The organism is Polaromonas sp. P1_F2, from assembly GCF_056405735.1.
On the sequence record NZ_JBFUBN010000006.1, the window covers coordinates 46163 to 68904 of the forward strand.

The following is a 22742-nucleotide window of genomic DNA, read 5'->3' on the forward strand; positions in this document are numbered from 1 at the left end:
AGGCACAAGGGCCGCTATGTCCTGGGCGTATCCGCCTTGGGTGTATCCGTGTTCCGGCAGGCTGCACGGACCAGCCGCTGCGTCGGGTTGGGTGTCACGTCGCGAAACGCCATGTACCTGACCACGCCCTCTGGATAGGTCGAGGTCTTGTGCGACTCGCCCTGCCACAGCGGCTGCTGGTAAAAATCCAGCGAGAGGTAGCGCGCGTTTTTTTGCGCGCAGTCGAACTGCACGGTCGAGGTGTAGGAGCGGTAGGGCACGCCGTCCCAGCTGGTGCGCGGCTTGGAGCGGCTCACGCGTATCTTCATCGTGCGCACCTCGCCCTGCACCGACACCGGGATGGGATCCACCTCGATGGTGTTGACCAGGGGGTCCTGCGGGTCGCCCAGCACCGTAAACCACGCGGACTGCGCGTGCAGCAGGGAGGCGCCTCCCAGCAAGCCCCAGAAAAAAAGGTTCTGTTTCATGATGACAAGTCTTCGATGTTGTTCACTCCGAGCGCAATAGCGATGAACAGCGCACGGTTGTTTCCGCCGCTTGCAGCACTTGCACAATGTCGCATTCAGACCAGTCTACCCCTCGGCGGCACGGCTTGTCACATCAAAAGACATCTTCCTACACACCAAATTGAAGCTGCGGCGGCAAGTTGTAGGCGGCAACCCACATCCATGCGCGCCCCCTCCCTGCGCRCACCGATTTGGGTGGGGCCTAAGGTGAAGCCATGGAATTTTTCATGACCCTTTCATCACCAGTGAAGGCATGGAAAGTCCCATGGAAAGTCCATATCCCTCCAACCCCTGAAAGGTATTCCCATGAACAAGGACCAGGTCAAAGGCAAGATCAAGGAAGTCGCCGGTGAAGTGCAGGAGCACACCGGCAAGATGGTCGGCAGCACCGAGCAGCAGGCCAAGGGCCATGCCCGTGAATTCGAAGGCAAGGCCCAGAAAGCCGCTGGCGACGTGAAGGAAAACATCAAGGACCTGAACAAGGAAGTGAAAAAAGACCTGGAGCGCGATCCTCTGAAGCCTTGATGAAGACAGGTCCTCCAGGGACCTTCAACTTTCGCGACTTACGCGCCTTCGCGCAATCCCAGATCGGCCGGTTTCCACCGGCCGATTTGCCGTGCGCGCCGCAAGGCGTTGGCTGACGGGGCCGTAGCGCCTTCGCCGCTGGCACGCCTTCAGGCCGGCGCCCATCATGAAGCCATGGCCCGCAAACCCATCCGCAAAACCGCAAGGTCCACGGCATCCCTGCCCGACGAACTCACGCATGGCGGCCTGCGCCGGCCCGCCGTCACCATCCAGGGCTACAGCCTGCAGTTGCACGACGGCGAAGGCTTTCTTGGCGACAGCGTCAGCCGCACCGCCTATAGCGAGATGCTTGACGCCTGGCGCAAGCTTTACCGCCGCATCAGCGGGCTGGACCCGCTGGGCCGCAAACCCACGGCGGGGATCGGCAAGAAACGGCTCGACGAGCTGCTCAGGCGCAACGGCAAGGCCGCGGCCATCATCTCCGCCGCCTCGGAAGACTACGCCTGGCAACTGGCCCGCGTGGTGCGGCGCTTCCTCACCCATGCTTCATGGCAGGGCGTGCGGCGCATCGTGGTCGGCGGCGGTTTCCGGCAAAGCCTGGTCGGCGAGCTCGCCATAGACCGCACGGCCGAGCTGCTCTACCAGCGCGGCAGCCGTGTGCACCTGATGACCTTGCGCCACCACCCCGACGAGGGCGGCCTCATGGGCTGGGTCCACCTGGCGCCGCCCGAGGTGCTGTCAGGTTACGACGGCTTCCTGGCTGTCGACATCGGCGGCACCAACGTGCGTTGCGGCATCGTGCGGCCCCGCGCAAACAAGACGCCCGACCTCACCGACGTCAGGGTCAGCGGCCTGCGCAAATGGGGCCACGCCGGCGATGCCGACGCGACCCGCCGCGAGGACCTGGTGCAGGGCATCGCCGCCATGCTCAAAAAACTCATCAAGCAGGCCGAGAGCAAGGGCCTGAAGCTCGCGCCCTTTGTCGGCGTGGCCTGCCCCGGCATGATCGCCGAAGACGGCTCCATCTCCTCCGGCGCGCAAAACCTCCCCGGCAACTGGGAAAGCCCACGCTTCAACCTCGCGCAGCACCTCTGCGAAAGCCTGCCGAAACTCGGCGGCCACGACATGCAGGTGCGGCTGCACAACGACGCGGTGGTGCAGGGTTTGTCGGAGCTGCCGTTTATGCAGGGCGTCAAACGCTGGGCCGTGCTGACCGTGGGCACGGGGCTGGGGAATGCGAGTTTTGTGAATGTGGGAGCACCGGCTGTGAGTGGGAAGCGGCGCGTAACCAGAAAGCGCTGAGGCTGGCTAAACAGTCTGCCGCTGTGTGCATAGGCCGCGGTCGGTATTACCCCCTTTCCCCCTGGGAGAGGGTTGGGGTGAGGGCCAGCGGCGGATCAATAGCCTACGGCTTTATGCACAGGCCGCGAGCCCTCACCCCTGCCCTCTCCCAGAGGGAGAGGGAGAAAGAAGGAGCCCGAGGCCGGTATTACCCCCTCTCCCCCTGGGAGWGGGTTGGGGTGAGGGCCGGCGGCGGATCAATAGCCCCCGCTTCATGCTTAGGCCCCTGGCCCTCACCCCCGCCCTCTCCCAGGGGGAGAGGGCGCAAGAAGCAGCCGCAGAGTCTGGGAGTGGGGAAAAGAATGGCTTAACGTGGCGCGATGGGCGCGCCCACCACCACACCCGGAAACACCTGCAGCTTCTCCACAGGCACAGGCGTAGGCGGCTGCAGCACCACACCCGGCGTGCCACCCGAATCCCCTCCCTGCACGGCCGGCGGCGTGCTTTCAGCCGGCACCTGAATCGTCACGTACTTGATCACCGGCGCCGGCTGCCAGCGCGGCGCACCGCCTTCCGCGGTTGGGGCCGCACCCGCCATGCCCACACCCGCCGGCAGTACGCCCGGCTGGCCTTCCTGCGGCGGCTCGGCGCCGTTGAGCAGGGCTTCGATGCGCTGCTGCTCCACGTCCGTCACGCCGCCGCCCTGCGGTGCGGGAAAGCGCATCTCCGCATCCACCACCTTGGCCTTGATCGCCTGCTGGAAAAACTCGCCCACGATGGGCAGCGCGCTGCGCGCCCCCTGCCCCCAGCTGTCGCCCATGGTCACGCGGTTGTCGTTAAAGCCCACCCAGGCGCCGGCCACCAGCTGCGGGTGCATCATCACGAACCAGCCGTCGGTGTTGCCCTGCGTCGTGCCGGTCTTGCCGGCGAAATCGGCGCGCAGGCCGTAGCGGCTGCGTATCGCCGCGCCCGTGCCCTGGTCGATCACGCCGCGCATCACGTCCAGCAGCGTCTGCGCCACCGTGGCCGCCATCACCGTCTCCGGCAGCTTGGGCTGGAACTCTTCCAGCACCTTGCCGTTGCGGTCTTCCACGCGCATGACGATGATGGGCTCGATGTAGCGGCCGTCATTGGCCAGCGTGCCGTAGGCCGAGACCATTTCCTTCAGCGTCACCGGGCTGGTGCCCAGCGCCAGCGACGGCACTTCTTCGAGCTTGCTTTGCCGCACGCCCATGGCCTTCGCCAGCTTGGCCACGTGGGCCGGGCCCACCACCTGCATCACCTGCGCGGTGATGGTGTTCTTGGAGAACATCAAACCCTGGCGCAGGCTCATGAACTCGCCGCTGGGCCCGCCGCCGTCGGTGGGCCGCCAGAAGGCGCCGTTGCCCAGCGGGATTTCCACCACGCCGTCGATAAACCCGTCGGTCTGCCGGGCGCCGTCCTCAAAGGCCGCGCCGTACACAAAGGGCTTGAAGGTCGAGCCCGGCTGGCGGCGCGCCTGCTGCACGTGGTCGAACTGGTCGTCCGCAAAATCCCGGCTCCCGACCCAGGCCCGCACCTGGCCGTTGCTCGGGTCCATCGCCATGAAGCCGGCCTGCAGCCGCGTCTTGTCGTCCTTCAGCGCCTGCATGAAGTCGGCATTCGCCAGCAAAACCTTGATCGCCAGTTCGTCCGTCTGCCCCGCCGCGCGCGCGGCCTTGTACTCTTGCGTGTCACGCACAAAGGCCAGGGCCAGCTCGCGCTGCGCGCCGCTTTTGGCCTTCCAGCCTGAATTGAAGCGCCAGTCGCCCGCGACGATTTTCTGCAGCCGGTCGCCCTGTGCCACCAGCGCCTTGTTGGCCATGGCCTGCAGGCGAGAGTCGATGGTGGTGTGCACCACCAGGCCGTCGGCATAGATGTTGTAGTCGTTACGATCCGCCCACTCGATCAGCCAGCGCCGCAGCTGCTGCGCCAGGTGCGGCATCTCGCCGAACTCCGGGTCCAGCCGCTCGAAGTCGATCTTCAGCGGCTTCTTCTTGAGCGCCGCGACCTTGTCCTCCGGCAGCTTGTGGTGCTTGACCATCTGCATCAGCACGGTGTTGCGGCGCTGCAGCGCGCGCTCCGGGCTGGATACCGGGTTGTAATAACTCGCGCCCTTGAGCATGCCCACCAGCGTGGCGCTTTGCAGCACGTCCAGCTCGCTCGCCGACTTGTCGAAATAGGTGCGCGCCGCCATCTCGATGCCGTAGGCGTTGTACAGGAATGGCACGGTGTTGAGGTAGCTCTCGAGGATCTCGTCCTTGCTGTAGACCGCCTCGATCTTGAAGGCCGTGATCGCCTCCTTGAGCTTGCGCGTCAGCGTGGCCGAACGGCCAATCTCTTCGGGGTACATATTGCGCGCCAGCTGCTGCGTGAGCGTCGAGCCGCCCTGCTTGCGGCCGGTGAGCGTCAGCAGCACCGAAGACACCGTGCGCCGGAAGTCCATGCCGTGGTGGTCGTAAAAGCGGTGGTCCTCCGTCGCGATCAGCGCCGCCACCACGTTCGGTGAAATCGCGTCCAGCTTGACCCAGTCGCGGTTGGCGCGCTGGAAGCTCGCCAGCTCCTTGCCGTCCACCGACATCAGCACCGAGGGCTTGGCCGTCTTGGCCTTGAGCAGGTCGCTGATGCTGGGCGTGAAAGGGATCAGGATCACGATGTACAGCAGCAAGGTGACCGGAATCGCCGCCAGCCCCAGGCCCACACCGCGCCAGGTGGGGTGGCGCAAGGCGGCCAGCCGGCCGGGAATGGTGGCCGCGAATGCGCGGAAGCGGGTGGCTAAAGAGCTCATGAATGGGGTCTGGAAGGGGTTCTTCATTACCCGCAAGTCTAATTCGGCGCTGTAAACCCCTTTTGTAGGACGGCGGCGCAGCCAAAACCGCCCACCGGAAGCCCAAATTCGCCGCCCCGGCCCAGGCCGCCGCCCATCCCAAAACACGGCAAACGCCTACAACAGCCGCGCCGGCGCCGCCCTAAGCTGGATTTGATAAAAGAAGACAGGAGACGACCGCATGAGCTTCATCCCCTATTACCCCCATGTCCAGCCGGACCGCATCAACCTCAACGACCGCTCCGACACCGGCACCTGGACCGAGCGCCTGGGCGTCAGCCCCGAACAGCTACGCCGCGCCATCGCCGCCGTCGGCGACACCGCCAGCAATGTCGAACGCTACCTCAGGGGCAGCAGCCGCGCTGACAGCGCGCCAGGCCGCGCAAGGCCCTCGGCATCGGGCACGGCGTCAGACAGGCCTCGCTGAGCCCAGCCCAGGAGAGCGCCATGGCACCCCGCTTTGCAGCACCCCGCCCTATGCCCGGCACAGAGCCCGAGCTCATCGAACTCAAAGACCCCTTCGCCGCCCAGGTCTGGGCCAAAAAATTCAACGTCAGCCCCGAGCAGTTGCGCGAAGCGATTGAAGCCGTCGGCGACAGGGCGGCCGACGTCGAGATGCACCTCAAAGGCAGCCGCAGCACCACCAACGCCGACCGCGTCAAGAAAGTGGGCGGGGAGAGCGGGATGAACGGGGAAAAGCCCCGTTGATGGCACTGGCCATAAACGCCACAATGCCTGGGCGGTGACCCCTCGCCGGGTGCGGCGCATGCACAAGAAAGCTATGCGCAGGAGGCATTCCCATGCTTGTGCAGCAAGACCACCACCCCACCCGCCGCACCGCCCTCGCGGCCCTGCCCGCCACCGCCGCCCTGCTGCTTCCCGGCCTGGCGCGCGCACAAACACCAACATCCACCGCTGCCGCAGCGCGCCTGCAATCCTGGCCGCTCAACACCCGCGCCGCCACCGGCATCCATGACATTGCACCCGCACCTGACGGCGGCGTCTGGTTCTCCGCCCAGCGCAGCGGCCACCTCGGCTGGTTCGACCCACGCAGCGGCAAAACTGAACTCATTGCTTTGGGCGGTGGCTCATCCCCTCACGGCGTGATCGCCGGCCCCGACGGCGCGGCCTGGCTCACCGACGGCGGGCAAAACGCGATTGCCCGCGTGGCCTGGCCCTCACGCCAGGTGAAAGTCTTCCCCCTGCCCGCCGGCACGCCCTATGCAAACCTCAACACCTGCGCCTTCGACGGCGACGGAAATTTATGGTTCACCGGCCAGAGTGGTTACGTCGGCAAGGTCGATGTGCGCAGCGGCACCGTGACGGTCAAAGACTCCCCCCGCGGCCGCGGCCCCTACGGCATCTGCGCCACACCCAAGGGCGAGATCTGGTGGTGTTCATTGGCCGGCTCCTTCATCGCTCACCTGGACCACAAGACCGGCGAGTCCCGCATCGTCGAACCACCGACACCGCGCCAGGGCGCACGCAGGGTCTGGTCAGACAGCAAGGGCCGCATCTGGGTCTCGGAATGGAGCAGCCGCAACCTGTCGATGCACGACCCGGCACTCGGCACAGGCGCCAACAGCTGGAAGACGTACAAAGCCCCAGGCGCCGACCCGCATGTGTACGCGGTCTACGTTGACCACAAAGACATGGTCTGGGCTTCGGAGTGGAGCAACAACGCGATGCTGCGCTTTGACCCGGGCAGCGAGAAGTTTGAAGCCACCCCCCTGCCCCGCGCCAATGCCGCGGTGCGGCAGATTCTGGGCCGGCCTGGGGAAGTCTGGTTGCCGGAGAGCGGGACGGAGTCTGTGACAGTGATCCGGACGGCGTGAGGGGCTGAGGCTTCGACGGGAGAAGATTCGAGGACAACTCGTTGTTGAGTTCCGTCGAAATCCAACCCACTTACCGCAGTCATTCCCTTCAAATCTGACCAGCGCAATCGCGACCCTGCTTGTTTTGAAAGCAGAGGAGAAACTGGGGGGCGGCAGATTTCAGAATTCATGGCCCGGCCAGACCGTGGCGATGACACGCCGCTGCTCAAGCCGGTATTGCTCCAGAAACTTCGGATCGCCGGTTTGCAGGTATTGGCATTTCAGCTCGTCCAGCAAACCAATTTCAAAGCGCAGCGGGGGGAATCCACGCCCCACCGGCAAGAGACGGGGGGGATAACTGGTACTGGAAAACCGGCTTGAACTTCCCAGCAAATAGGATGCGACGCACTCCATGACAAAAACTTTGGCCTCAACAATTTTGACAAGCCCGTCCCCCCTGCCGTAGGTGCATTCCGAATTCAGGTAATGCTGACCATCCTTGGTGTCCTCATGAAGCTGGTCGCAGATTCGAAGCCATTCGCGCCAGAATTTTGGCTTCGCGAAGAAGTAGTTACAGAAGATGAGATTTCCCGAATGGTTCACCATCCGGACCAAATCAACGGGCGGGTCGAACTGGGCAAAAAAATCTGCCGCATGACCCCGAATGCCACCGAAATAGAACTCCATGTGCTCGAAGATATTCAGGAATGTCGCGCGGTTACAGGGGTACGGAGAAAACGAGTACACGTCGACATCTTCGGATGACCGGATGAACCGATGCACCTCGGCCGCCGACAGCCTAGTCTTCTCGAAGAATCCGGGCGAGACAAACCCGTACAGGGTGGATTCATCCAGCGGTGTGGTGTGCAGGTACGTGCGGATAGGCCAATACTCAAACCAGCCGGGCTGTTTGCTGTTGGCGTTTTCCAGTGGTTCGAATCCTGGGTCTCTGCTTGCGCGTGTGGCGTCGTCATAGACGATTTGATGCGCGCTGATACGCCGGAGGCTTTGCGCCGGCGGCGCCTGGTCCAGTGCTGTCTTTTTGCTGAAGAGTTTGCCTAGTACGCTCACATGGACCCCTTTTTGTGGAAATTTCGCGGCTGGGATTGGCCTTGGCCAGTGTCTCAGGCATTTTAGGGTGCGGCCCGCGAACACCGCCTCAACAGCCAAGCAAAATAAGCCCCCTCCACCGCCATCACCCCGCCCCCCAGCGCCACCGCGGCGCTGGTCCCTATGCGGTCAATCAAGGCCGCGGCCAGCACCACGCCCAGGGATTGGCCCAGGAACAGGAAAGACGCGAACAACGAGACGGCGGTGCCGCGCGCCTCGGGCGCTATCTGGGTGGCGTTGGCCTACATGGCATTGCTGAAAATAAAAATCAAAACAGCTTGCCCGCCAAACTGGCCGGGCAATCATCCGCCCTGTGAACTTCAGCCCGCAGTCGGCGCGGCGCCACGCGCGCTTACGAGGACGGACTGAGGTTTAACAATTCCTGGCCCGGCCAGGCTGCGGCGATGACATGCTTTTGTTCGATCCGGTATTGCTCCAGGAATTTCGGCTGTCCCGTGGCAAGCCATTGGCGTTTCAGTTCATCCAATCGCACGCCCTCAGATCGCAAGTTTTCATGCGCACGCGACAGCGGCATAAGCCCCAGCGGATAACTGATGCAGGAAAACCGGCTCGAACTCGCCAGCAGGTAGGAGGCGACACACTCCATGGCGAAGACCTTGGCTGGAAGGATTTTTTGGGAGCCGTCCGCTTTCGCATAGCTGCACTTCGAATTCAGGACATGCCGACCGTCCCGGGTATCTTCATAAAGCTGATCGCAAATCCGCAGCCATTCGCTCCAGAATTTGGATTTGGCGAAGAAAAAATTGCTGAAGATGGCGCTGTCCGAATGATTCACCAATGTGCGCGTATCAAGGGCGGGATCAAATTGGGCGAAAAAGTTTTCCGCATGTTCCGCAAAACCCTGGAAAAAAAAGTCCATGTGCTCGAAGACATTCAAAAATGAAGTGCCGTGGCAAGGGAAGGGAGAAAACGCATACACGTCGGCATCTTCCGGCGACTGATTGATAAAGCGGTAGACCTCGGCGGCCGACAGCCCGGTTTTTTCATAAAAGCGGGGCGAGACAAAGCCGTACCAGGTGGATTCATCCAGCGGCGTGCTGTGCAGGTAAGTACGGATCGGCCAATACTCATACCAATCGGGCTCTTCGCTATTGGCGTTCTCCAGCGGAGAAAATCCCGGATCCCTTTCCCCGCGCGTGCTGTCGTCGTAGACGATTTGATGCCCGCTGATACGCCTGGGGCTTCTCGCCTGTGGCGATGAATGCGGTAGTTTCTTTTTGCCAAAGAGTTTGCCGAGTACGCTCATCTAAGATGCTTTCCTGGTTGAAGTTTTGCAGGCAATGAACTACTGCAAGGCTTGCCTCGTGGCAGGGCCCAGGCATTTTAGAGCGGGCTGGGCGAACGCCGCCTCAACGCCCAAGCAAAATAAGCCCCCTCCACCGCCATCACCCCACCCCCCAGAGCCACCACGTCGCTGGTGCCTATACGGTCAATCAAGGCCGCGGCCAGCACCACGCCCAAAGACTGGCCCAGGAACAGGAAAGACGCGAACAGCGAAACGGCCGTGCCGCGCGCCTCGGGCGCCATCTGGGTGGCGTTGGCCTGCATGACGTTGTGGAACATAAAAAAACCAAAACCGCCGACCAGGCTGGCGGGGATGGCGGGGCCCAGTGCGGGATGTAGGCAATCGCCAGCGCGCTGATGCCGAGCAGCGCACCGCCCAATAACACCAGGCCGTGCTGGCCCAGGCGGGGGATCAGCGCGCGGCCCGCGGCCATGTAGCCGACGCCGCCCAGGCCGAAGAGCGCGACGATGGCACCTGAAACCGAGAGCGACAAACCCAAGGCATGGTGCAGGTGCGAAGCCCACATGGCCAGCACCCCAAAACCCATGGCGCCTTCGATCACGGCCAGCAGCAGGATGGTGCGCGACCACGGGCGGCTGGCGATCAGCAAGGCCTGCTTGATGAAATGCGGGCGTGCCATGGCGGCTTGCGGTGTTGGCGCGGTCTCTACAACGGGCTGCGCTTTTTGCTGCCGGCGCAAATCGCCCCACAGCAGCGAGCCCACGGTGCCAAACAGCAGCACCAGGAAGGCAAAAGCCCAGCGCCAGCCGAGCGCATCGGTCAGCAGCCCGCCCAGTAGCTGGCCGCAGACAATGCCCAGGGTGCTGCCCAGCCCCGTGCGTGTGAGCATCTCCTGCAGCTCATGGGGCGGCACGGCGTCGCCGACCCAGGCCATGGCGAGCGGGATCAGCGCGGCGGCGCCCAGGGCCATCATGATGCGGGCGAGCAGCAGCACGTCGAGGCTGGTGGCGAACACGGCGACCAGGCTGCCGACGCTGCAGCCCAACGCGGCAAAGGTCACGATACGGAATTTGCCCAGCCTGTCGCCCAGCGGCCCGTAAAACAATTGCGAGATGCCGTAGGTGACGGCAAACACCGAGACGACTTGCGCGGCCTGCGCGAGGCTGACGGCGAAGACGCGCGAGAGCTCGGGCAGCATGGCGTCGCAGATGCGCTGGGCCACCATGCTGGAGAAGGTGGCGCACGAGAGCAGCAGGATGGAGCGGCGGGTGGCGGGAGAGAGGGACGAACCAGATGAAGTGGAGGAGCGGGTGGCGCCAGGCGCAGCGGCTGAAGTCATGAAGCGAAGGGGCCCGAATCTGGTTGCCGCAGGCAAGACACCCACGCTGTGTTTGATTGTAGGCAAACACCTGCGAAGCGTGCGGGCAAGGGGTATGTGCCCCTGCTGCCTGTGCAAAATGGCGATTGGCCCAAATTCCCTGGAGACACCATGCCCGCCACGCCCGCTAAGTCGACCACGCCCGAGAACTGCCGCATCAATTACCTGGAGCTCAACGTTAGCGACATCGCCAAAGCCAAGGCCTTTTACGGCAAGGCCTTTGGCTGGACCTTTACCGACTACGGCCCGCAGTACACCGAGTTCTCTGACGGCGCGATGAAGGGCGGCTTCACGACGCAGGCGGCGCCCTCGGCGGCCGGCGGCCCGCTGGTAGTGCTGCATGCAAACAAGCTAGAAGCGGCGCGCGACAGCGTGCTGGCGGCCGGGGGGCGCATCAAGCGGGAGATTTTTGCGTTTCCGGGCGGACGGCGTTTTCATTTCCAGGATGTGGACGGCTATGAGTTGGCGGTCTGGTCGCACGAATGAGCATGGGCGATACACCTGCACCGGGGGCCGTAACGGTTGGGCGCTTCAGCTTCCGGCCTTTGCAAACTACCGACCTACCCATGCTGCACGGCTGGATGGCGCGCCCGCACTGGATCGAGTGGTGGGGGCCGGCGCCTACGCTCGCTGAGGTACAAGCCGACTATGGCGCCTGGATCAGCGACCCGGCCCAGGTGCAGCCGCATATCGCGCTGCTGGACGGTGAGCCCTTGGGCTACATCCAGTCCTATGTGGCCATGGGTTCGGGCGGCGGCTGGTGGGAAGCGGAAACCGACCCGGGCGTGCGCGGCATAGACCAGTCGATCGCCGACGCCGCGCTGCTGGGCAAGGGCCTGGGCACGGCGATGGTGAAGGCCTGGGTGGCGAAGCTGTTTGCCGACCCGCAAGTCACCCGCATCCAGACCGACCCGGACCCGCGCAATGCGCGCGCGATCCGCTGTTATGAAAAAGCCGGGTTTCGCGCGGTGGGTGAAGTGTTGACGCCGGATGGGACGGCGTTGTTGATGGTGTGTGAAAGGCCGTAGGCGGCCGGCACAACTTCTTCAGGGCGTGGCGACGGCGGGCGCGCGCTGCGGCGTGGGGCGCTGGGTGCGGACGTAGTTCAGTTCGTTTTGCGCGCGCCTGTCGTTCTTGTCGAGCTCCAGGCACTGCAGGTAGACCTTTTCGGCATCGTCCCAGCGGCCTTGCTCGACATAGACATAAGCGATGCCGCGCCAGGCGCGGGACAGTTCCTTGTTCTTGACCTCGGGCGGGGAAAACTCTTTGGCGGCGGCTTCGGCCTGCTCAAAGATTTTCAGGGCCTGGGGCCAATTGCGTTGGCCGAGGTAGACGGTGCCGAGCTCGCCCAGGTACTGGGAGTTCCGCGGCGCCAGGGCCAGGGCGGCCTCGAGCGCGCTGCGTGCTTCAACCGGGCGTTTGAGTTCAATCAAGGCATAGGCCTTGAGGTACCAGGCGTCGGACCAGACCTGCGGCACGATGATCGCACCCTGCTTGGGTTCTTCCTTGGCGTTGGCCGCCTGCAGCATGTACATCAGCTTTTCCACCTGCCAGCGGCCGGTGTAGGGCTTGGCTTTCTGGTCCTTGTAGCGCAGCTCATAGGCGGCGATGATTTTGTCGAAGTGCTCGGCAATCGCGCGATCGGGCTGGCGAAGCTGCAGCAATTGGGCGCCGGCCATCAACTGCTGCTCCAGCGCGGCATCCTCAGGGCTGGCCGCGGCCTGCGGGGACGTGCCTGCTGCTGACTGGCTGAAGGCGGGAGGAGCGGCAAAGAGTGAGAAAGCCAGCGCCGTTGCCGCCAGCCAGGCCGTTTGTTGTTTGAGGGTTTTGGGCATTGTGGATATCCAGGTTAACGGGCACAAAAAAACGACCAATCGATGAAGCACGGCGGTTACTTTTAAGCGCACCAACCTGGGACTGGATCTTGTCCCTGGTTTGCGCGCCCCGCCTCATCACCTCATCAACTTACTCAGCGCGAAAACTCCAGCGAGAAGGGGTGTACATCGAAGAGATAGAAACTGGGAGAGCGCCATTCTTCAGGACCGGATTTGAAAGTCTTCCAGGGGGTATAGGCCACAACATAGAGCTTACGTCCGGCAATCGTAGACAGAGGATTCTTTCCTTGGGCGTAATTGAACTCCGCGTAATTGCGATTCGCACCGGTGACAGGGTCTACAAAGGGCCAGACGGATTGATACGGTTTTGCCACCGTAGGGCAGCCCTTCAAATCCCGGCAGGCCTTGTCGTACTCGGCTCGCGCCCACACGGTTGCATCTGTCCCCATCGTTATTTCTTCATCGATGTCGGAGCGCGGGTTGCGCGTTCCCCCCAGGTCAAGAAGACTGGCACTTGGCGCGCCTGCCATGTAGTAGCCCGCACCTGAAAATACCTTTGATGTTTTTGTCAGGTAGGTGATTTGAGTTTTCAAGGCCAGGTTGATTCCCGGACGGCATTCAGCGGGCGTCAGCTCAACCCGAAAGGGAGCGGGAAGCAGCTTAAAAACCGGCACAGCCTCCTTCGACGAAACGATTTCGACGTTGTCCTGAAATACCCGCAAGGTGCACTGCGGCTCGGCAGCTGCCATTGCGTGCAGGAAACCCAAGCCTAAGCCAAGGAAAATTTTGCACATCGCTCTCCCCCGTTGAATAGCGCAGACGCAGCGCTCTGTCTTTTTATAAGGCCTTGCCCAGCCGTCCCACACCCTCTTCAATCTTCGCCACATCGGCCGTGGCGAAGCTCAGACGCAAGGTCGCAAGGTCGGGGTTGGCCGCGTAGAACGGCGCGCCGGGCACAAAGGCCACGAGCTGTTCGATGGCCTTCTTCGCGAACTCGCCGGCGTCCTGGCTTTTGCCGTTCGCGCCGGTGAGGCGGGCCCAGAAGAACAGGCCGCCTTGCGGCTGGGTGAATTCAATCGCGTCGCCGAGTTCGCGTTTGAGGGCATTGCCCATGGCGGTGGCGCGTTCGCCGTAGACCTTGCGCACGCGCTTGAGGGTCTCGGGCATGCGGCCGGCCTTGAGGTACTGGGCGGCGGTGGCCTGGGCGAAGGTGCTGGTGTGGGCGTCGCTGAATTGCTTGCACATGGTGGCCTTGGCCAGCAGTTCGGCGGGGGCGACCATCCAGCCCACGCGCAGGCCGGGGCTCAGCACCTTGCTGAGGGAGCCGCAGTGGGCAAGCAGTTCGCGGCTGCCAGGCACGCTGGCGCTGAGGCCCAGTAGCGAGGGCGGCGGCGCTTCGCCGAAAAACAGGTCACCGTAGGGATCGTCCTCGACGATGAGGGTCTGGTGCTTGACGGCCATCTCGAGCACCTTCTTGCGGCGCTCCAGGCTCAGCAGCGCGCCGCTGGGGTTGCCGAAGGTGGGGATCAGGTAGACGAACTTGGGTTTGTGCTGGGCGATCAGTTGCTCAAGCTCGTCGGTCTTGACGCCGTGGGCGTCGATAGGCGCGCTGATGAGTTCTGCGCCGTAGAGGCGGAAGCACTGGATGGTGGCGAGGAAGGTGGGGCCTTCGACGATGACCTTGTCGCCGGGGGAGATCATGGTCTTGCCGAGCAGGTCGAGCGCCTGCTGGCTGCCGGTGGTGACGATGAGGTTGTCGGGGGCGACGTCTTTGGCGCCCTTGGTGGCCATGAAGGCGCTGAGCTGTTCGCGCAGCGGGCCGTAGCCTTCGGTGGCGCCGTATTGCAGCGCGCCGCCGGGTTCTTCAGTGAGGGCCTTGTTGCTGGCCTCCTGGATGCCGGCCACGTCGAACATGGCGGGGTCAGGGAAGCCGCCGGCAAAGCTGACGATGCCGGGCTTGCCCAGCAGTTTGAACAATTCGCGGATGGCGGAGGTTTCAACGTTGTTGAGGCGGTCGGCAAAGTGCAGGGGCATGTTCGGTTTCTCGCTTTCTGGGCTGCATTGTCGCCAATTTGGGCGGGGGTTGTGCGCTATCTGGCGGTTTAGAGGCGCCTGGAGGACGTCTTTTGGGGTGGTTGACAGAGTATTGGTCTAGAGTAATACTCCAGTCATGAGCGACGCCGACATCCCCTCCTCCTCACCTTCCACGCCTGCCCCGACCCGTGACCGACTGCTTGAGGCTGCCACCAAGGTGTTCCTGGCCCAGGGCTTCACAGCCGCCTCGATGGACATGGTGCGCCAGGAGGCGGGCGTGAGCAACGGCAGCCTGTACCACCACTTCCCGACCAAGGCGCTGCTGGCCGACGCGCTGTATGCGCACACGCTGCGCGACTTCCATACGGCGCTGGCGGCGCCGATTGCCGGCAAGGCCTCGGCGCAGGCCGGGGTCAAGGGCCTGCTGCGCGCCTATATCCAGTGGGTGCTGCAACACCCGGAGCAGGCGCGGCTGCTGCACGCGCTGCGGCGCGGCGGCGGTGTGACGGACGGCGCCGAGATCAATGCGGCCAATGAGCACGCTTATGGCGCACTGAAGGCCTGGATGGAGCAGCGCATGGAGGCCGGCGAGATGCGGGCCATACCGTTTCACCTGTGGATGGCGCTGGTGTTTTCGCCGGCGATGTCGCTGACGCAACGCTGGGCCAGCCAGCCGGCGCCGGCGGTCGCGCCCAAGGTACGGGCCGCGCTGGAACACGCGGCCTGGATGGCCGTGGCGCCCTGAAGCCTTCATCTTCTTCATCTTCTTCATCCTCTTCACCTTCAACAAGGAGTCCCTGTATGAAAGTTGTCAACGTTCATCAACGCCTTTTGCATGCGAGCCCGGAACGGGTGGGCGCACTGCTTGATTCACTGGGCTCGCCGGCCGACGCGCTGTGGCCGGGGCGGGCCTGGCCGCGCATGAAGTTCGACAGGCCGCTGGCCGTGGGCGCGGTCGGCGGCCATGGGCCGATTCGTTATACGGTGGAGGCGTATGTGCCGGGCCAGTCGGTGCGCTTTCGCCTGACGGCGCCCGCGGGATTTGAGGGCTGGCACGGCTTTGAAGTGCTGGACGCCACGCCCGCGCATTGCGTGCTGGAGCACCGCATCGAGATGCGGGCGCGCGGCCCCGCCCTGCTCTACTGGCCGCTGGTGATAGCGCCGCTGCACGATGTCTGCGTGGAAGACGTGCTGTCGCAGGCGCAGCTCTCGCTGGGCCTGGAGCCACGGCCCGTGCCCTGGACGGTGCGCGTGCGCCTGCTGCGCCGGCTGGCTTCGGGCGGCAGGCGGCCGGCGCCGCCGTTTGCGCGGGGGCAGCATGCCCGCTGACTCGCCCATGGATCTGTTGCCCTTCGGCCGCGAGGTGCTGGCAAAGCAGCCCTTCAGCGCGCTGCTCGAGGCGCGGCTCGATGCCTTTGCCCCCGGCAGCGCGGAACTCTCGGTGCCTGTGGTGCCCGCCTTGCTGCAGCAGCACGGTTTTGTGCACGGCGGCGTATTGTCTTACCTGGCGGACAACGCGCTGACGTTCGCGGGCGGATCGGTGCTGGGCGATTCGGTAACGGCCGAGTTCAAGATCAATTACCTGCGGCCGGCCAAAGATGCCGACCGTCTGCTGGCCGTGGCCACGGTGGTGGGCAGCGGCAAGACGCAGGCCGTGTGCCGCTGCGACATCTTTGTGCTGCGCGGGGAAGAGCGCACCTTATGCGCCGCGGCGCAGGGCACGATTCGTAAAGCGGCCTAGGGACTGTTAACAGGCCAGGCCTCGCAAAACGCGGTGCCGGCGGGGCAGTACAAGTCGGGCCATCTGATCGCCCTTGAACGATATATTGACAATATTGTATAAAAACGATATTGTGCAAATATCACTCAAAGGTGGTATCAATGAACACGCTTCAAACCTTTCCCGTTCAGACATCAGCACAGCTGTCAGTGCATTTGAAATCGCTGCGAAAAGCACGCGGGCTGACGCAGACCGCGCTGGGTCAGCGCATAGGCGTCAAGCAGGTCCGCATGGCCGATATTGAAAAAAATCCCGGCGCGGTGAGTCTCGACCAGCTGCTCCAGGTGTTGCATGCGCTGGATGCACGAGTGCTGCTGGCGGACTTGCGACGGTATGCCGAGACCGACACACCAACCGCCCCCACCGCGAACAGCCCCACGGCCGATTGGTAGCCGGGAAAGCGCTTGATCAAAATCATGACGAGACAGTTTCAAAAGGTGGCCCATGGCATTCGCTGATCTTGATGTGTGGATGAACGGCCAGCACGTGGGCCTGTGGTTCTGGACGCGCACCGGCACCCCGGGCTTTCGCTACGATGAGAGTTGGCTGCGCTCGCCCCAGGCGCGTCCGTTGTCGGTATCGCTCCCCGTGCCGGCCGGCGGCGGCGACGTGATGGGCGCCAAGGTCGAGCATTACTTCGACAACCTGCTGCCCGACAGCGGCCGCATCCGTGAACGGCTGCGGCGGCGTTTCGGGACCTCTTCCATTCGCGCGGCCGACCTGCTGGCCGCCGTGGGCCGTGATTGCGTGGGCGCGCTTCAGCTGATGCCGCAAGGCCTGCAGCCACCGCCGCACGATCGCATCGACAGCACGCCGCTGAGCGACAACCAGGTGGAGACGCTGCTGGGCGAGGTAACCGGGGACGGCGCGGAAGGCGCCTCGCTGGCGGATGACTTCCGGATCTCGATTGCCGGTGAGCAGGAAAAAACAGCACTGCTGCGCATAGGCCAGCGTTGGCACCTGCCGTCGGGCTCTACGCCTACCACGCACATCTTCAAGCTGCCCTTGGGCCTGGTGGGCAATATGCGCGCCGACATGACGGACTCCGTGGAGAACGAATGGCTCTGCGCCACCCTGCTGGGCGAATTGGGGTTTGAGGTCGCGCCCACACAAATGGGCCGCTTCGGCAACCGAAAAGTGCTGATCGTAGAGCGCTTCGACAGGCGATGGATGGACGGTGGCGCATGGATCGCGCGACTGCCACAAGAGGATTTCTGCCAGGCCACCGGGACGCCCGGCGACCTCAAGTATGAAAGCGACGGCGGCCCCGGCATACGCGCGGGCCTGGACCTGCTGCGGGGAGGCAGCAATGCCGATGCCGATCTTTTGCATTTCGCGCAGGTCCAGCTGGCCTTCTGGATCATGGGGGCCACCGACGGCCATGCTAAAAACTTCTCCATCTTCCTGGAGCGCGGCGGCAGCTTTCGCATGACGCCGCTGTACGACGTGCTGTCGGCCTGGCCCATCATCGGCAACGGGCCCAACCAGGTGAGCCCGCGCCGCGCCAAACTGGCCATGGCCTTGCGCAACAAGAATACGCACTACCACCTGCACGAAATCCGCACCCGCCACTGGGAGGCGCTGGCGCGGCAAAGCGGCGTGCCCGGCGCCTTCGACCAGATGGTGGCGCTGGTGCTGCAAGTGCCGCACGCGCTGGAACGTGCGGCCGAACAGCTACCGCCGGACTTTCCCGAGCCGGTGTTTTCCGCCATACGCCGCGGCATGCTGGCGCAGGCTGAAAAGTTTGTGGCCGAACTGCCATGATGGAGACCGCTCCCCTGCAGGCGGCGCGCCAGGCCTACATTGCCCGCATCAACCGCGTGGTGGACCACATCAGTGCCAACCTGGCCGGCACGCTGGATTTGCAGGCCCTGGCTGACGTGGCTTACTTCTCGCCCTGGCACTTTCACCGCGTGTTTCAGGCGGTAACGGGCGAAACCCTGGCCGACTGCGTACGCCGGCTGCGGTTGGAGGCCGCGGCCCAGCGCCTGATTTTTACGCCGCAGACCGCGCTGCAAATCGCGCTCGACACCGGCTTTGCGTCAGCCGAGGTTTTCAGCCGTGCCTTTCGCAGCCATTTCGGAATGACACCCACAGCGTGGCGACGGGAGGGCTGGCGCGAGTGGGCGACGCGCCGGCAGATTGAACTTAGCAAGATTCATCAAGGCAATCACAAGCCGAATCAAGACTCCATCATGGCGTTGTTTAAAGATAGAACCCTCTGGCCCACCGGGCCGGTACCTTCATCCGAAAGAACCCTTGCCATGCATATTGAACTCAAAACCCTCCCCCCCATGCGCCTGGCTTATATGCGCAACACCGGGCCGTACGGCGACCAGGTGGCGCAGCTGTGGCAGCGCTTTGTCGCCTGGTGCGGCCAGCACGGCTACATGAACCCGCGCCCCAAGATGTACGGCATCAGCCAGGACAACCCCGAGATCACGCCAGCCGACAAGTGCCGCTACGACGCCTGCATCGAGGTGGATGAGGCCTTCAAGCCGCAAGGCGAGATAGGCGTGCAAAACTTTGGCGGCGGGCGCTATGCCTGCGGCCGCTTCACCGGCAAGCCGGGCAACGAGGTGCACGAAGCCTGGACGCACATGTTCGCCGAGTGGCTGCCGCAAAGCGGATACCAGCCGGACAACAAACCGGCGCTGGAGCTGTATGAAGAAGACTTTGTGATGGACCCGAAAACAGGAAACTTCAGCTGCTGGCTGTGCGTGCCGGTCAAGGTGCTATAGGGCCTGCGCCACGGTGCGCGGCACCCATCACCTCATACATAACGGTGACGACCATGCCCGGCCTCAATCGAGGCGAATGCCGGAGCGTGCCACCGTCGCGCGGTAGCGCGTGATCTCGGAATCCATCACATCACGCAGCGCCTGCGGCCCCAGGAAGGCCGGCTCCAGGGACTGCTGCTGCAGCCTCTTTCCCACCGCGGGCTCGGCGATGATGGCCGTCAGCGCCTGCAGCAGCTGGTCACGCACGGCAGGTGAAATGCCAGCCGGCGCGGCGACCGCATACCAGCCGTCCAGCAGCGCCGGCGATAGCTGCAGCTCGCCGTAAGCGGGCACGCCGGGAATCTGGGCGGAGCGCTTTTCGCTGATGACCGCGAGGGCGCGCAACTTGCCGGACTGCACCAGGGGATTCACGGCCGCCAGGGTGTCTATGCCCATGCTGACGTCCGCGCGCACCACGCCGATGTCGGCCTCGGCGCTGCCTTTATAGGGAATGGCGGAGAACTTCACGCCGGCGGCGTTGGCCAGCATCTCGCCGGCCAGGTGCGGCGCCGAGCCGGCGCCGAAGGTGGCATAGGTCACGGCGCCCGGCTCGGCCTTGGCTTTGGTCAGCACGTCCTTGAGGGTTTTGTAGGGCCCGGTGGCCGAGGTCACCAGGACCAGCGGCGTGCGCGCGACCATGGCGATGGGCGAGAGCTGCTTGAAGGGGTCGTAGCCCAGCTTGCTGCGCACCGCGGGGTTGACGGTGTAGCTGGTGGAGCCCGAGAACAGCAGCGTGTAGCCGTCGGGCTCGGCCGCGATCACCATGCCCACGCCAATGGCCGTGGCGGCGCCGGGCTTGTTGTCGATGACCACGGGCTGGCCCAGGCGGGCGCTGAGCCGCTCGCCGATGATGCGGGCCGCGACGTCGGTGCCGCCGCCGGGCGGAAAGGGAACCACCATTCGTATCGGTTTGGCAGGCCAGGCCTGCGCTTGCGCCAGGCCCGGAAGCACGAAGGTGAAGCAGGCGGCGGCTATCAAGACCGCGTGAAGCAGCGAGCGGCATGAATCGGAAGGCATGGGCATCTCCGGTGGGGTGGCAATCACAAGACAAACTCAGGCAGTGGCCGGCGCGGCATGCCAGGGCAGCCCGGCGGGCTCGCCCAGGTCCCAGTAGAGGCCGGCCATGATGCGCAGGCCTTCGCGGGCCACCGGCGCCAGCAGGTGTTCGTCGGGCGCGTGCTGCGCGCAGGCCGGGTAGGAGTGCGGCACCCACAGCGTGGGCAGGCCCAGCAGGTCGGCGAACACGTCGTTGGGCAAGGAACCGGCCAGGTTGGGCAGCGTGACGACCGGCTTGCCACTGCTCTGCGCGATGGAGCGCTGCGCCCAGCCCACCCAGGGGTGGTCCAGGTCCAGGCGCGTGGCCGCGCCGGTGAGCGTGATCTCGATCTCGACGCGGTTGAAGCCGTAGCGGTCCAGGTGCTTGCGCAGGATGGCGGCGAGGTCCTGGTAGGGCGTGCCGACCACAAAGCGCAGCTGGCAATGGGCGACGGCCTCGGCGGGAATCGCGTTGACGGGGCGCTGCGGCGAGCCGGCGCCCAGCGCCAGCACTTCGATCGTGTTCCAGCCCATCAGGCGTTCGGCCGCGCTGAGGCCGGGCTCGCCCCAGCCGGCGTCGGGCAGCGGGTCGTCCGCACCGCCGCCTATGGCCACACCGGCCAGCGCGCGGCGCACCGACGGGGGCAGCACGCGCGGCTTGAGGGCCGCCACCTGGATGCGCCCGCGCGCATCGACCAGCGAGGCCACGGCGCCGGCCAGCACGCTGGCCGGGTTGAGCAAGGCGCCGCCCCAGTTGCCCGAGTGGTAGGCCTTGTCGCGCGCGCGCAGGCGCAAGCTGAAATTGACCGCGCCGCGCGAACCCAGGAACAGCGTGGGTTTGTCGGCATGCACGCGCGGGCCGTCGCAGGCGATCAGCAGGTCGGCCTTGAGCTGCGCGCGCTGGCTTTCGCAAAAGGCGTGCAGGCCGGGCGAGGCGGCCTCCTCGCCCATCTCGAGCAGCAGCGTGGCGTTGTAGCCGAGGCGGCCGCCGCGCGCCTTGATCACGCTGGCCAGCGCGCCGAGGTTGACGGTGTGCTGGCCCTTGTTGTCGGCGGTGCCGCGGCCGTACCAGCGATCGCCCTCGCGAACCAGTTCCCAGGGCTGCAGCCCTTCGCGCCAGCGCCCTTCCTGGCCACTGACCACGTCGCCGTGGCCGTAAGTCAGCACGGTGGGCAGCGCCGCATCTTCCACGCGCCGCGCGACCAGGAAAGGGCCGGCACCCTCGACCGGATTGGGCATGACGCTGCAGGAAAAGCCGAGCGCGCGCAGCGAGTCGGTCATCTCGCCACGCAGGTAGTCAGCCAGCGCGGGGTTGGGTTTGCCGCTGTCGCTTTCGGTGCGCAGCGCGACGCGCCTTTGCAAGACGTCGAAAAAATGGCCGTCGTCAAACCAGGCCGCGGCGGCATCAAGGCAATCTGATCTCAGCATGTTTCACCGTTTTTATAGGAACCGCGCGGCGTGGAGCGCGGCATGAAACCAAATGTAGGAAGAATCAGGGCTTACTACAATGAGAGATATCGCAACAAACCATTGCCTTTTCGGCAAACCATGGCTTTCACCTGCCAGGCGCCTTCGCATGAAAACCTCTTTTTTCAGCACGCAGATCCGCTACTTCCTCGAGGTGGCCCGCACCGGTTCGGTCAGCCAGGCCGCGGCGCAGCTGCACGTGGCGGCTTCGGCCGTGAGCCGCCAGGTCGGCAAGCTGGAAGACCAGCTGGGCTGCGCGCTGTTCGAGCGCAGGGCGCGCGGCATGGTGCCCACGGACGCGGGCGAACGCCTGATGGCCCATGTGCGTGCGGGCAGCGACGACGCCGAACGCGTGATGGAGCAGGTGCGCGGCCTGGCGGGCTTCAGCGCGCGGCGCTTGCGCGTGGCCTGCACCGAGGGCTTCGCGACGGGTTTCATGCCGGAAGTCATGACCGGCTTTCGCCTCAGCCACCCCGAAGCACTGATCGAGCTGAGCGTGGGCTCGCCCGAAGCGGTGAGCCGACTGCTGCTGCAGGGCGAGACCGACGTGGCGCTCAAGTACAGCGTGGCGCCGGAAAAAGGCGTGACGGTGCGGCATGCGGCCACCGCGCCCATCTATGCCCTGATGCTGCCCACGCACCCGCTGGCGCGGGCCCGCGTGGTGACGGCGGCGGATGTCGTGAAATACCCGCTGGGCATCAGCGCCAAGGGCATGACGGGCCGCCAGCTCTTCGACATGGTGGCCAGCATCCAGGGCCTGGAGTACCAAACCTCGGTGGTCAGCAATTTTTCGTCGGCCCTGCTGCCCAGCGTGCGCAGCGGCGACATCATGCTGTCGGGCTACCTGACGGCCGCCCACCTGATACGCCAGGGCCAGCTGGTCGCCGTGCCCTTTGCCGAGCCGCAACTGAGCCAGCGCGTGCTGCAGGTGCTGTCGCTGCACGGCCAGACGCTGGCGCCGCTGGTGCTGGACTTCACGACGCAGTTGATCGCCGCCATACGCCAGTCGGGTGACGGCATGGCGCCGGCGCGCAAACGCGCCGCGAAAAAGAGCGGCTGAGCGCCCTGCCCTTTAAAAGCGGCTT

The 22742-nt window shown here is 64.6% G+C and carries 24 protein-coding genes; 14 read left to right on the top strand and 10 right to left on the bottom strand.

What is annotated here, in order from left to right; translation table 11 throughout:
• Window positions 1–14 precede the first annotated feature (14 nt).
• Window positions 15–467, bottom strand: a complete 453-nt coding sequence (locus AC1D0O_RS13515; protein WP_477654028.1) for a surface-adhesin E family protein — start codon at window positions 465–467, stop codon at window positions 15–17.
• A gap of 345 nt (window positions 468–812) precedes the next feature.
• Between AC1D0O_RS13515 and AC1D0O_RS13520 the strand changes: the two genes are divergently transcribed.
• Together AC1D0O_RS13520 and AC1D0O_RS13525 are read left to right on the top strand one after the other, a co-directional pair.
• Window positions 813–1031, top strand: a complete 219-nt coding sequence (locus tag AC1D0O_RS13520; RefSeq protein ID WP_477654029.1) for a CsbD family protein — start codon at window positions 813–815, stop codon at window positions 1029–1031.
• Between the two features lie 174 nt (window positions 1032–1205).
• On the top strand, window positions 1206–2333 hold the full coding sequence (locus tag AC1D0O_RS13525; RefSeq protein ID WP_477654030.1) for an ROK family protein: 1128 nt from the start codon (window positions 1206–1208) through the stop codon (window positions 2331–2333).
• A 346-nt stretch (window positions 2334–2679) separates the two neighbouring features.
• Here AC1D0O_RS13525 and AC1D0O_RS13530 read toward each other — a convergent pair whose 3' ends face one another.
• Window positions 2680–5118, bottom strand: coding sequence for a penicillin-binding protein 1A (locus tag AC1D0O_RS13530; protein WP_477654031.1), 2439 nt, complete (start codon window positions 5116–5118; stop codon window positions 2680–2682).
• 220 nt (window positions 5119–5338) lie between these two features.
• Between AC1D0O_RS13530 and AC1D0O_RS13535 the strand changes: the two genes are divergently transcribed.
• The 3 genes from AC1D0O_RS13535 (at window position 5339) to AC1D0O_RS13545 (ending at window position 6992) form a co-directional block, all read left to right on the top strand.
• A complete protein-coding gene (locus tag AC1D0O_RS13535; RefSeq protein ID WP_477654032.1) occupies window positions 5339–5584 on the top strand; it encodes a DUF3606 domain-containing protein in 246 nt (81 codons plus the stop codon).
• Between the two features lie 20 nt (window positions 5585–5604).
• A complete protein-coding gene (locus tag AC1D0O_RS13540) occupies window positions 5605–5865 on the top strand; it encodes a DUF3606 domain-containing protein (protein ID WP_477654033.1) in 261 nt (86 codons plus the stop codon).
• A gap of 92 nt (window positions 5866–5957) precedes the next feature.
• Window positions 5958–6992 (top strand): Vgb family protein, encoded by a 1035-nt coding sequence (locus tag AC1D0O_RS13545; RefSeq protein WP_477654034.1) that lies wholly within the window; start codon window positions 5958–5960, stop codon window positions 6990–6992.
• A gap of 159 nt (window positions 6993–7151) precedes the next feature.
• On the opposite strand, the gene AC1D0O_RS13550 is transcribed toward AC1D0O_RS13545, so the two are convergent.
• The 3 genes from AC1D0O_RS13550 to AC1D0O_RS13560 form a co-directional block, all read right to left on the bottom strand.
• Window positions 7152–8042: a hypothetical protein gene (locus AC1D0O_RS13550; protein ID WP_477654035.1), complete on the bottom strand. Its 891-nt coding sequence runs from the start codon at window positions 8040–8042 to the stop codon at window positions 7152–7154.
• Window positions 8043–8433: 391 nt separating this feature from the next.
• The gene (locus AC1D0O_RS13555; RefSeq protein ID WP_477654036.1) at window positions 8434–9348 is read right to left on the bottom strand and encodes a hypothetical protein; all 915 of its coding nucleotides are present in this window, start codon (window positions 9346–9348) and stop codon (window positions 8434–8436) included.
• Between the two features lie 187 nt (window positions 9349–9535).
• Complete coding sequence (locus AC1D0O_RS13560) at window positions 9536–10687, bottom strand: MFS transporter (protein ID WP_477654037.1); 1152 nt, start codon at window positions 10685–10687, stop codon at window positions 9536–9538.
• Window positions 10688–10837: 150 nt separating this feature from the next.
• Here AC1D0O_RS13560 and AC1D0O_RS13565 point away from each other — a divergent pair, with 150 nt between their 5' ends.
• Both AC1D0O_RS13565 and AC1D0O_RS13570 read left to right on the top strand, forming a co-directional pair.
• Entirely contained in the window at window positions 10838–11212 is a 375-nt protein-coding gene (locus AC1D0O_RS13565; RefSeq protein ID WP_477654038.1) for a VOC family protein, read from the top strand.
• Between the two features lie 2 nt (window positions 11213–11214).
• Window positions 11215–11754: a GNAT family N-acetyltransferase gene (locus tag AC1D0O_RS13570; protein ID WP_477654039.1), complete on the top strand. Its 540-nt coding sequence runs from the start codon at window positions 11215–11217 to the stop codon at window positions 11752–11754.
• Between the two features lie 18 nt (window positions 11755–11772).
• Here AC1D0O_RS13570 and AC1D0O_RS13575 read toward each other — a convergent pair whose 3' ends face one another.
• The 3 genes from AC1D0O_RS13575 to AC1D0O_RS13585 all read right to left on the bottom strand — a co-directional run bounded on the left by AC1D0O_RS13575 (window position 11773) and on the right by AC1D0O_RS13585 (window position 14589).
• On the bottom strand, window positions 11773–12561 hold the full coding sequence (locus AC1D0O_RS13575) for a tetratricopeptide repeat protein (RefSeq protein ID WP_477654040.1): 789 nt from the start codon (window positions 12559–12561) through the stop codon (window positions 11773–11775).
• Between the two features lie 134 nt (window positions 12562–12695).
• Window positions 12696–13355: a hypothetical protein gene (locus tag AC1D0O_RS13580; protein ID WP_477654041.1), complete on the bottom strand. Its 660-nt coding sequence runs from the start codon at window positions 13353–13355 to the stop codon at window positions 12696–12698.
• Window positions 13356–13398: 43 nt separating this feature from the next.
• A complete protein-coding gene (locus AC1D0O_RS13585; RefSeq protein WP_477654272.1) occupies window positions 13399–14589 on the bottom strand; it encodes an aminotransferase-like domain-containing protein in 1191 nt (396 codons plus the stop codon).
• Window positions 14590–14731: 142 nt separating this feature from the next.
• Here AC1D0O_RS13585 and AC1D0O_RS13590 point away from each other — a divergent pair, with 142 nt between their 5' ends.
• From AC1D0O_RS13590 to AC1D0O_RS13615, 6 genes are all read left to right on the top strand, one after another.
• The gene (locus tag AC1D0O_RS13590; protein ID WP_477654042.1) at window positions 14732–15340 is read left to right on the top strand and encodes a TetR/AcrR family transcriptional regulator; all 609 of its coding nucleotides are present in this window, start codon (window positions 14732–14734) and stop codon (window positions 15338–15340) included.
• A 56-nt stretch (window positions 15341–15396) separates the two neighbouring features.
• The gene (locus tag AC1D0O_RS13595) at window positions 15397–15924 is read left to right on the top strand and encodes an SRPBCC family protein (protein WP_477654043.1); all 528 of its coding nucleotides are present in this window, start codon (window positions 15397–15399) and stop codon (window positions 15922–15924) included.
• A 7-nt stretch (window positions 15925–15931) separates the two neighbouring features.
• Window positions 15932–16336: a PaaI family thioesterase gene (locus AC1D0O_RS13600; RefSeq protein WP_477654044.1), complete on the top strand. Its 405-nt coding sequence runs from the start codon at window positions 15932–15934 to the stop codon at window positions 16334–16336.
• A 140-nt stretch (window positions 16337–16476) separates the two neighbouring features.
• Window positions 16477–16767, top strand: a complete 291-nt coding sequence (locus AC1D0O_RS13605; protein ID WP_477654045.1) for a helix-turn-helix domain-containing protein — start codon at window positions 16477–16479, stop codon at window positions 16765–16767.
• A gap of 52 nt (window positions 16768–16819) precedes the next feature.
• On the top strand, window positions 16820–18139 hold the full coding sequence (locus tag AC1D0O_RS13610; protein WP_477654046.1) for a type II toxin-antitoxin system HipA family toxin: 1320 nt from the start codon (window positions 16820–16822) through the stop codon (window positions 18137–18139).
• Complete coding sequence (locus AC1D0O_RS13615; RefSeq protein ID WP_477654047.1) at window positions 18136–19116, top strand: AraC family transcriptional regulator; 981 nt, start codon at window positions 18136–18138, stop codon at window positions 19114–19116. Before AC1D0O_RS13610 ends, AC1D0O_RS13615 begins: the two co-directional genes overlap by 4 nt.
• A 63-nt stretch (window positions 19117–19179) precedes the next feature.
• On the opposite strand, the gene AC1D0O_RS13620 is transcribed toward AC1D0O_RS13615, so the two are convergent.
• A complete protein-coding gene (locus AC1D0O_RS13620) occupies window positions 19180–20172 on the bottom strand; it encodes a Bug family tripartite tricarboxylate transporter substrate binding protein (protein ID WP_477654048.1) in 993 nt (330 codons plus the stop codon).
• A gap of 36 nt (window positions 20173–20208) precedes the next feature.
• Window positions 20209–21618 carry a M20 family metallopeptidase gene (locus tag AC1D0O_RS13625; protein WP_477654049.1) on the bottom strand — a complete coding sequence of 470 codons (1410 nt, stop codon included), beginning with the start codon at window positions 21616–21618 and terminating at the stop codon, window positions 20209–20211.
• Window positions 21619–21766: 148 nt separating this feature from the next.
• Between AC1D0O_RS13625 and AC1D0O_RS13630 the strand changes: the two genes are divergently transcribed.
• Window positions 21767–22717 carry a LysR family transcriptional regulator gene (locus tag AC1D0O_RS13630; RefSeq protein WP_477654050.1) on the top strand — a complete coding sequence of 317 codons (951 nt, stop codon included), beginning with the start codon at window positions 21767–21769 and terminating at the stop codon, window positions 22715–22717.
• The last annotated feature ends 25 nt before the right edge of the window (window positions 22718–22742 follow it).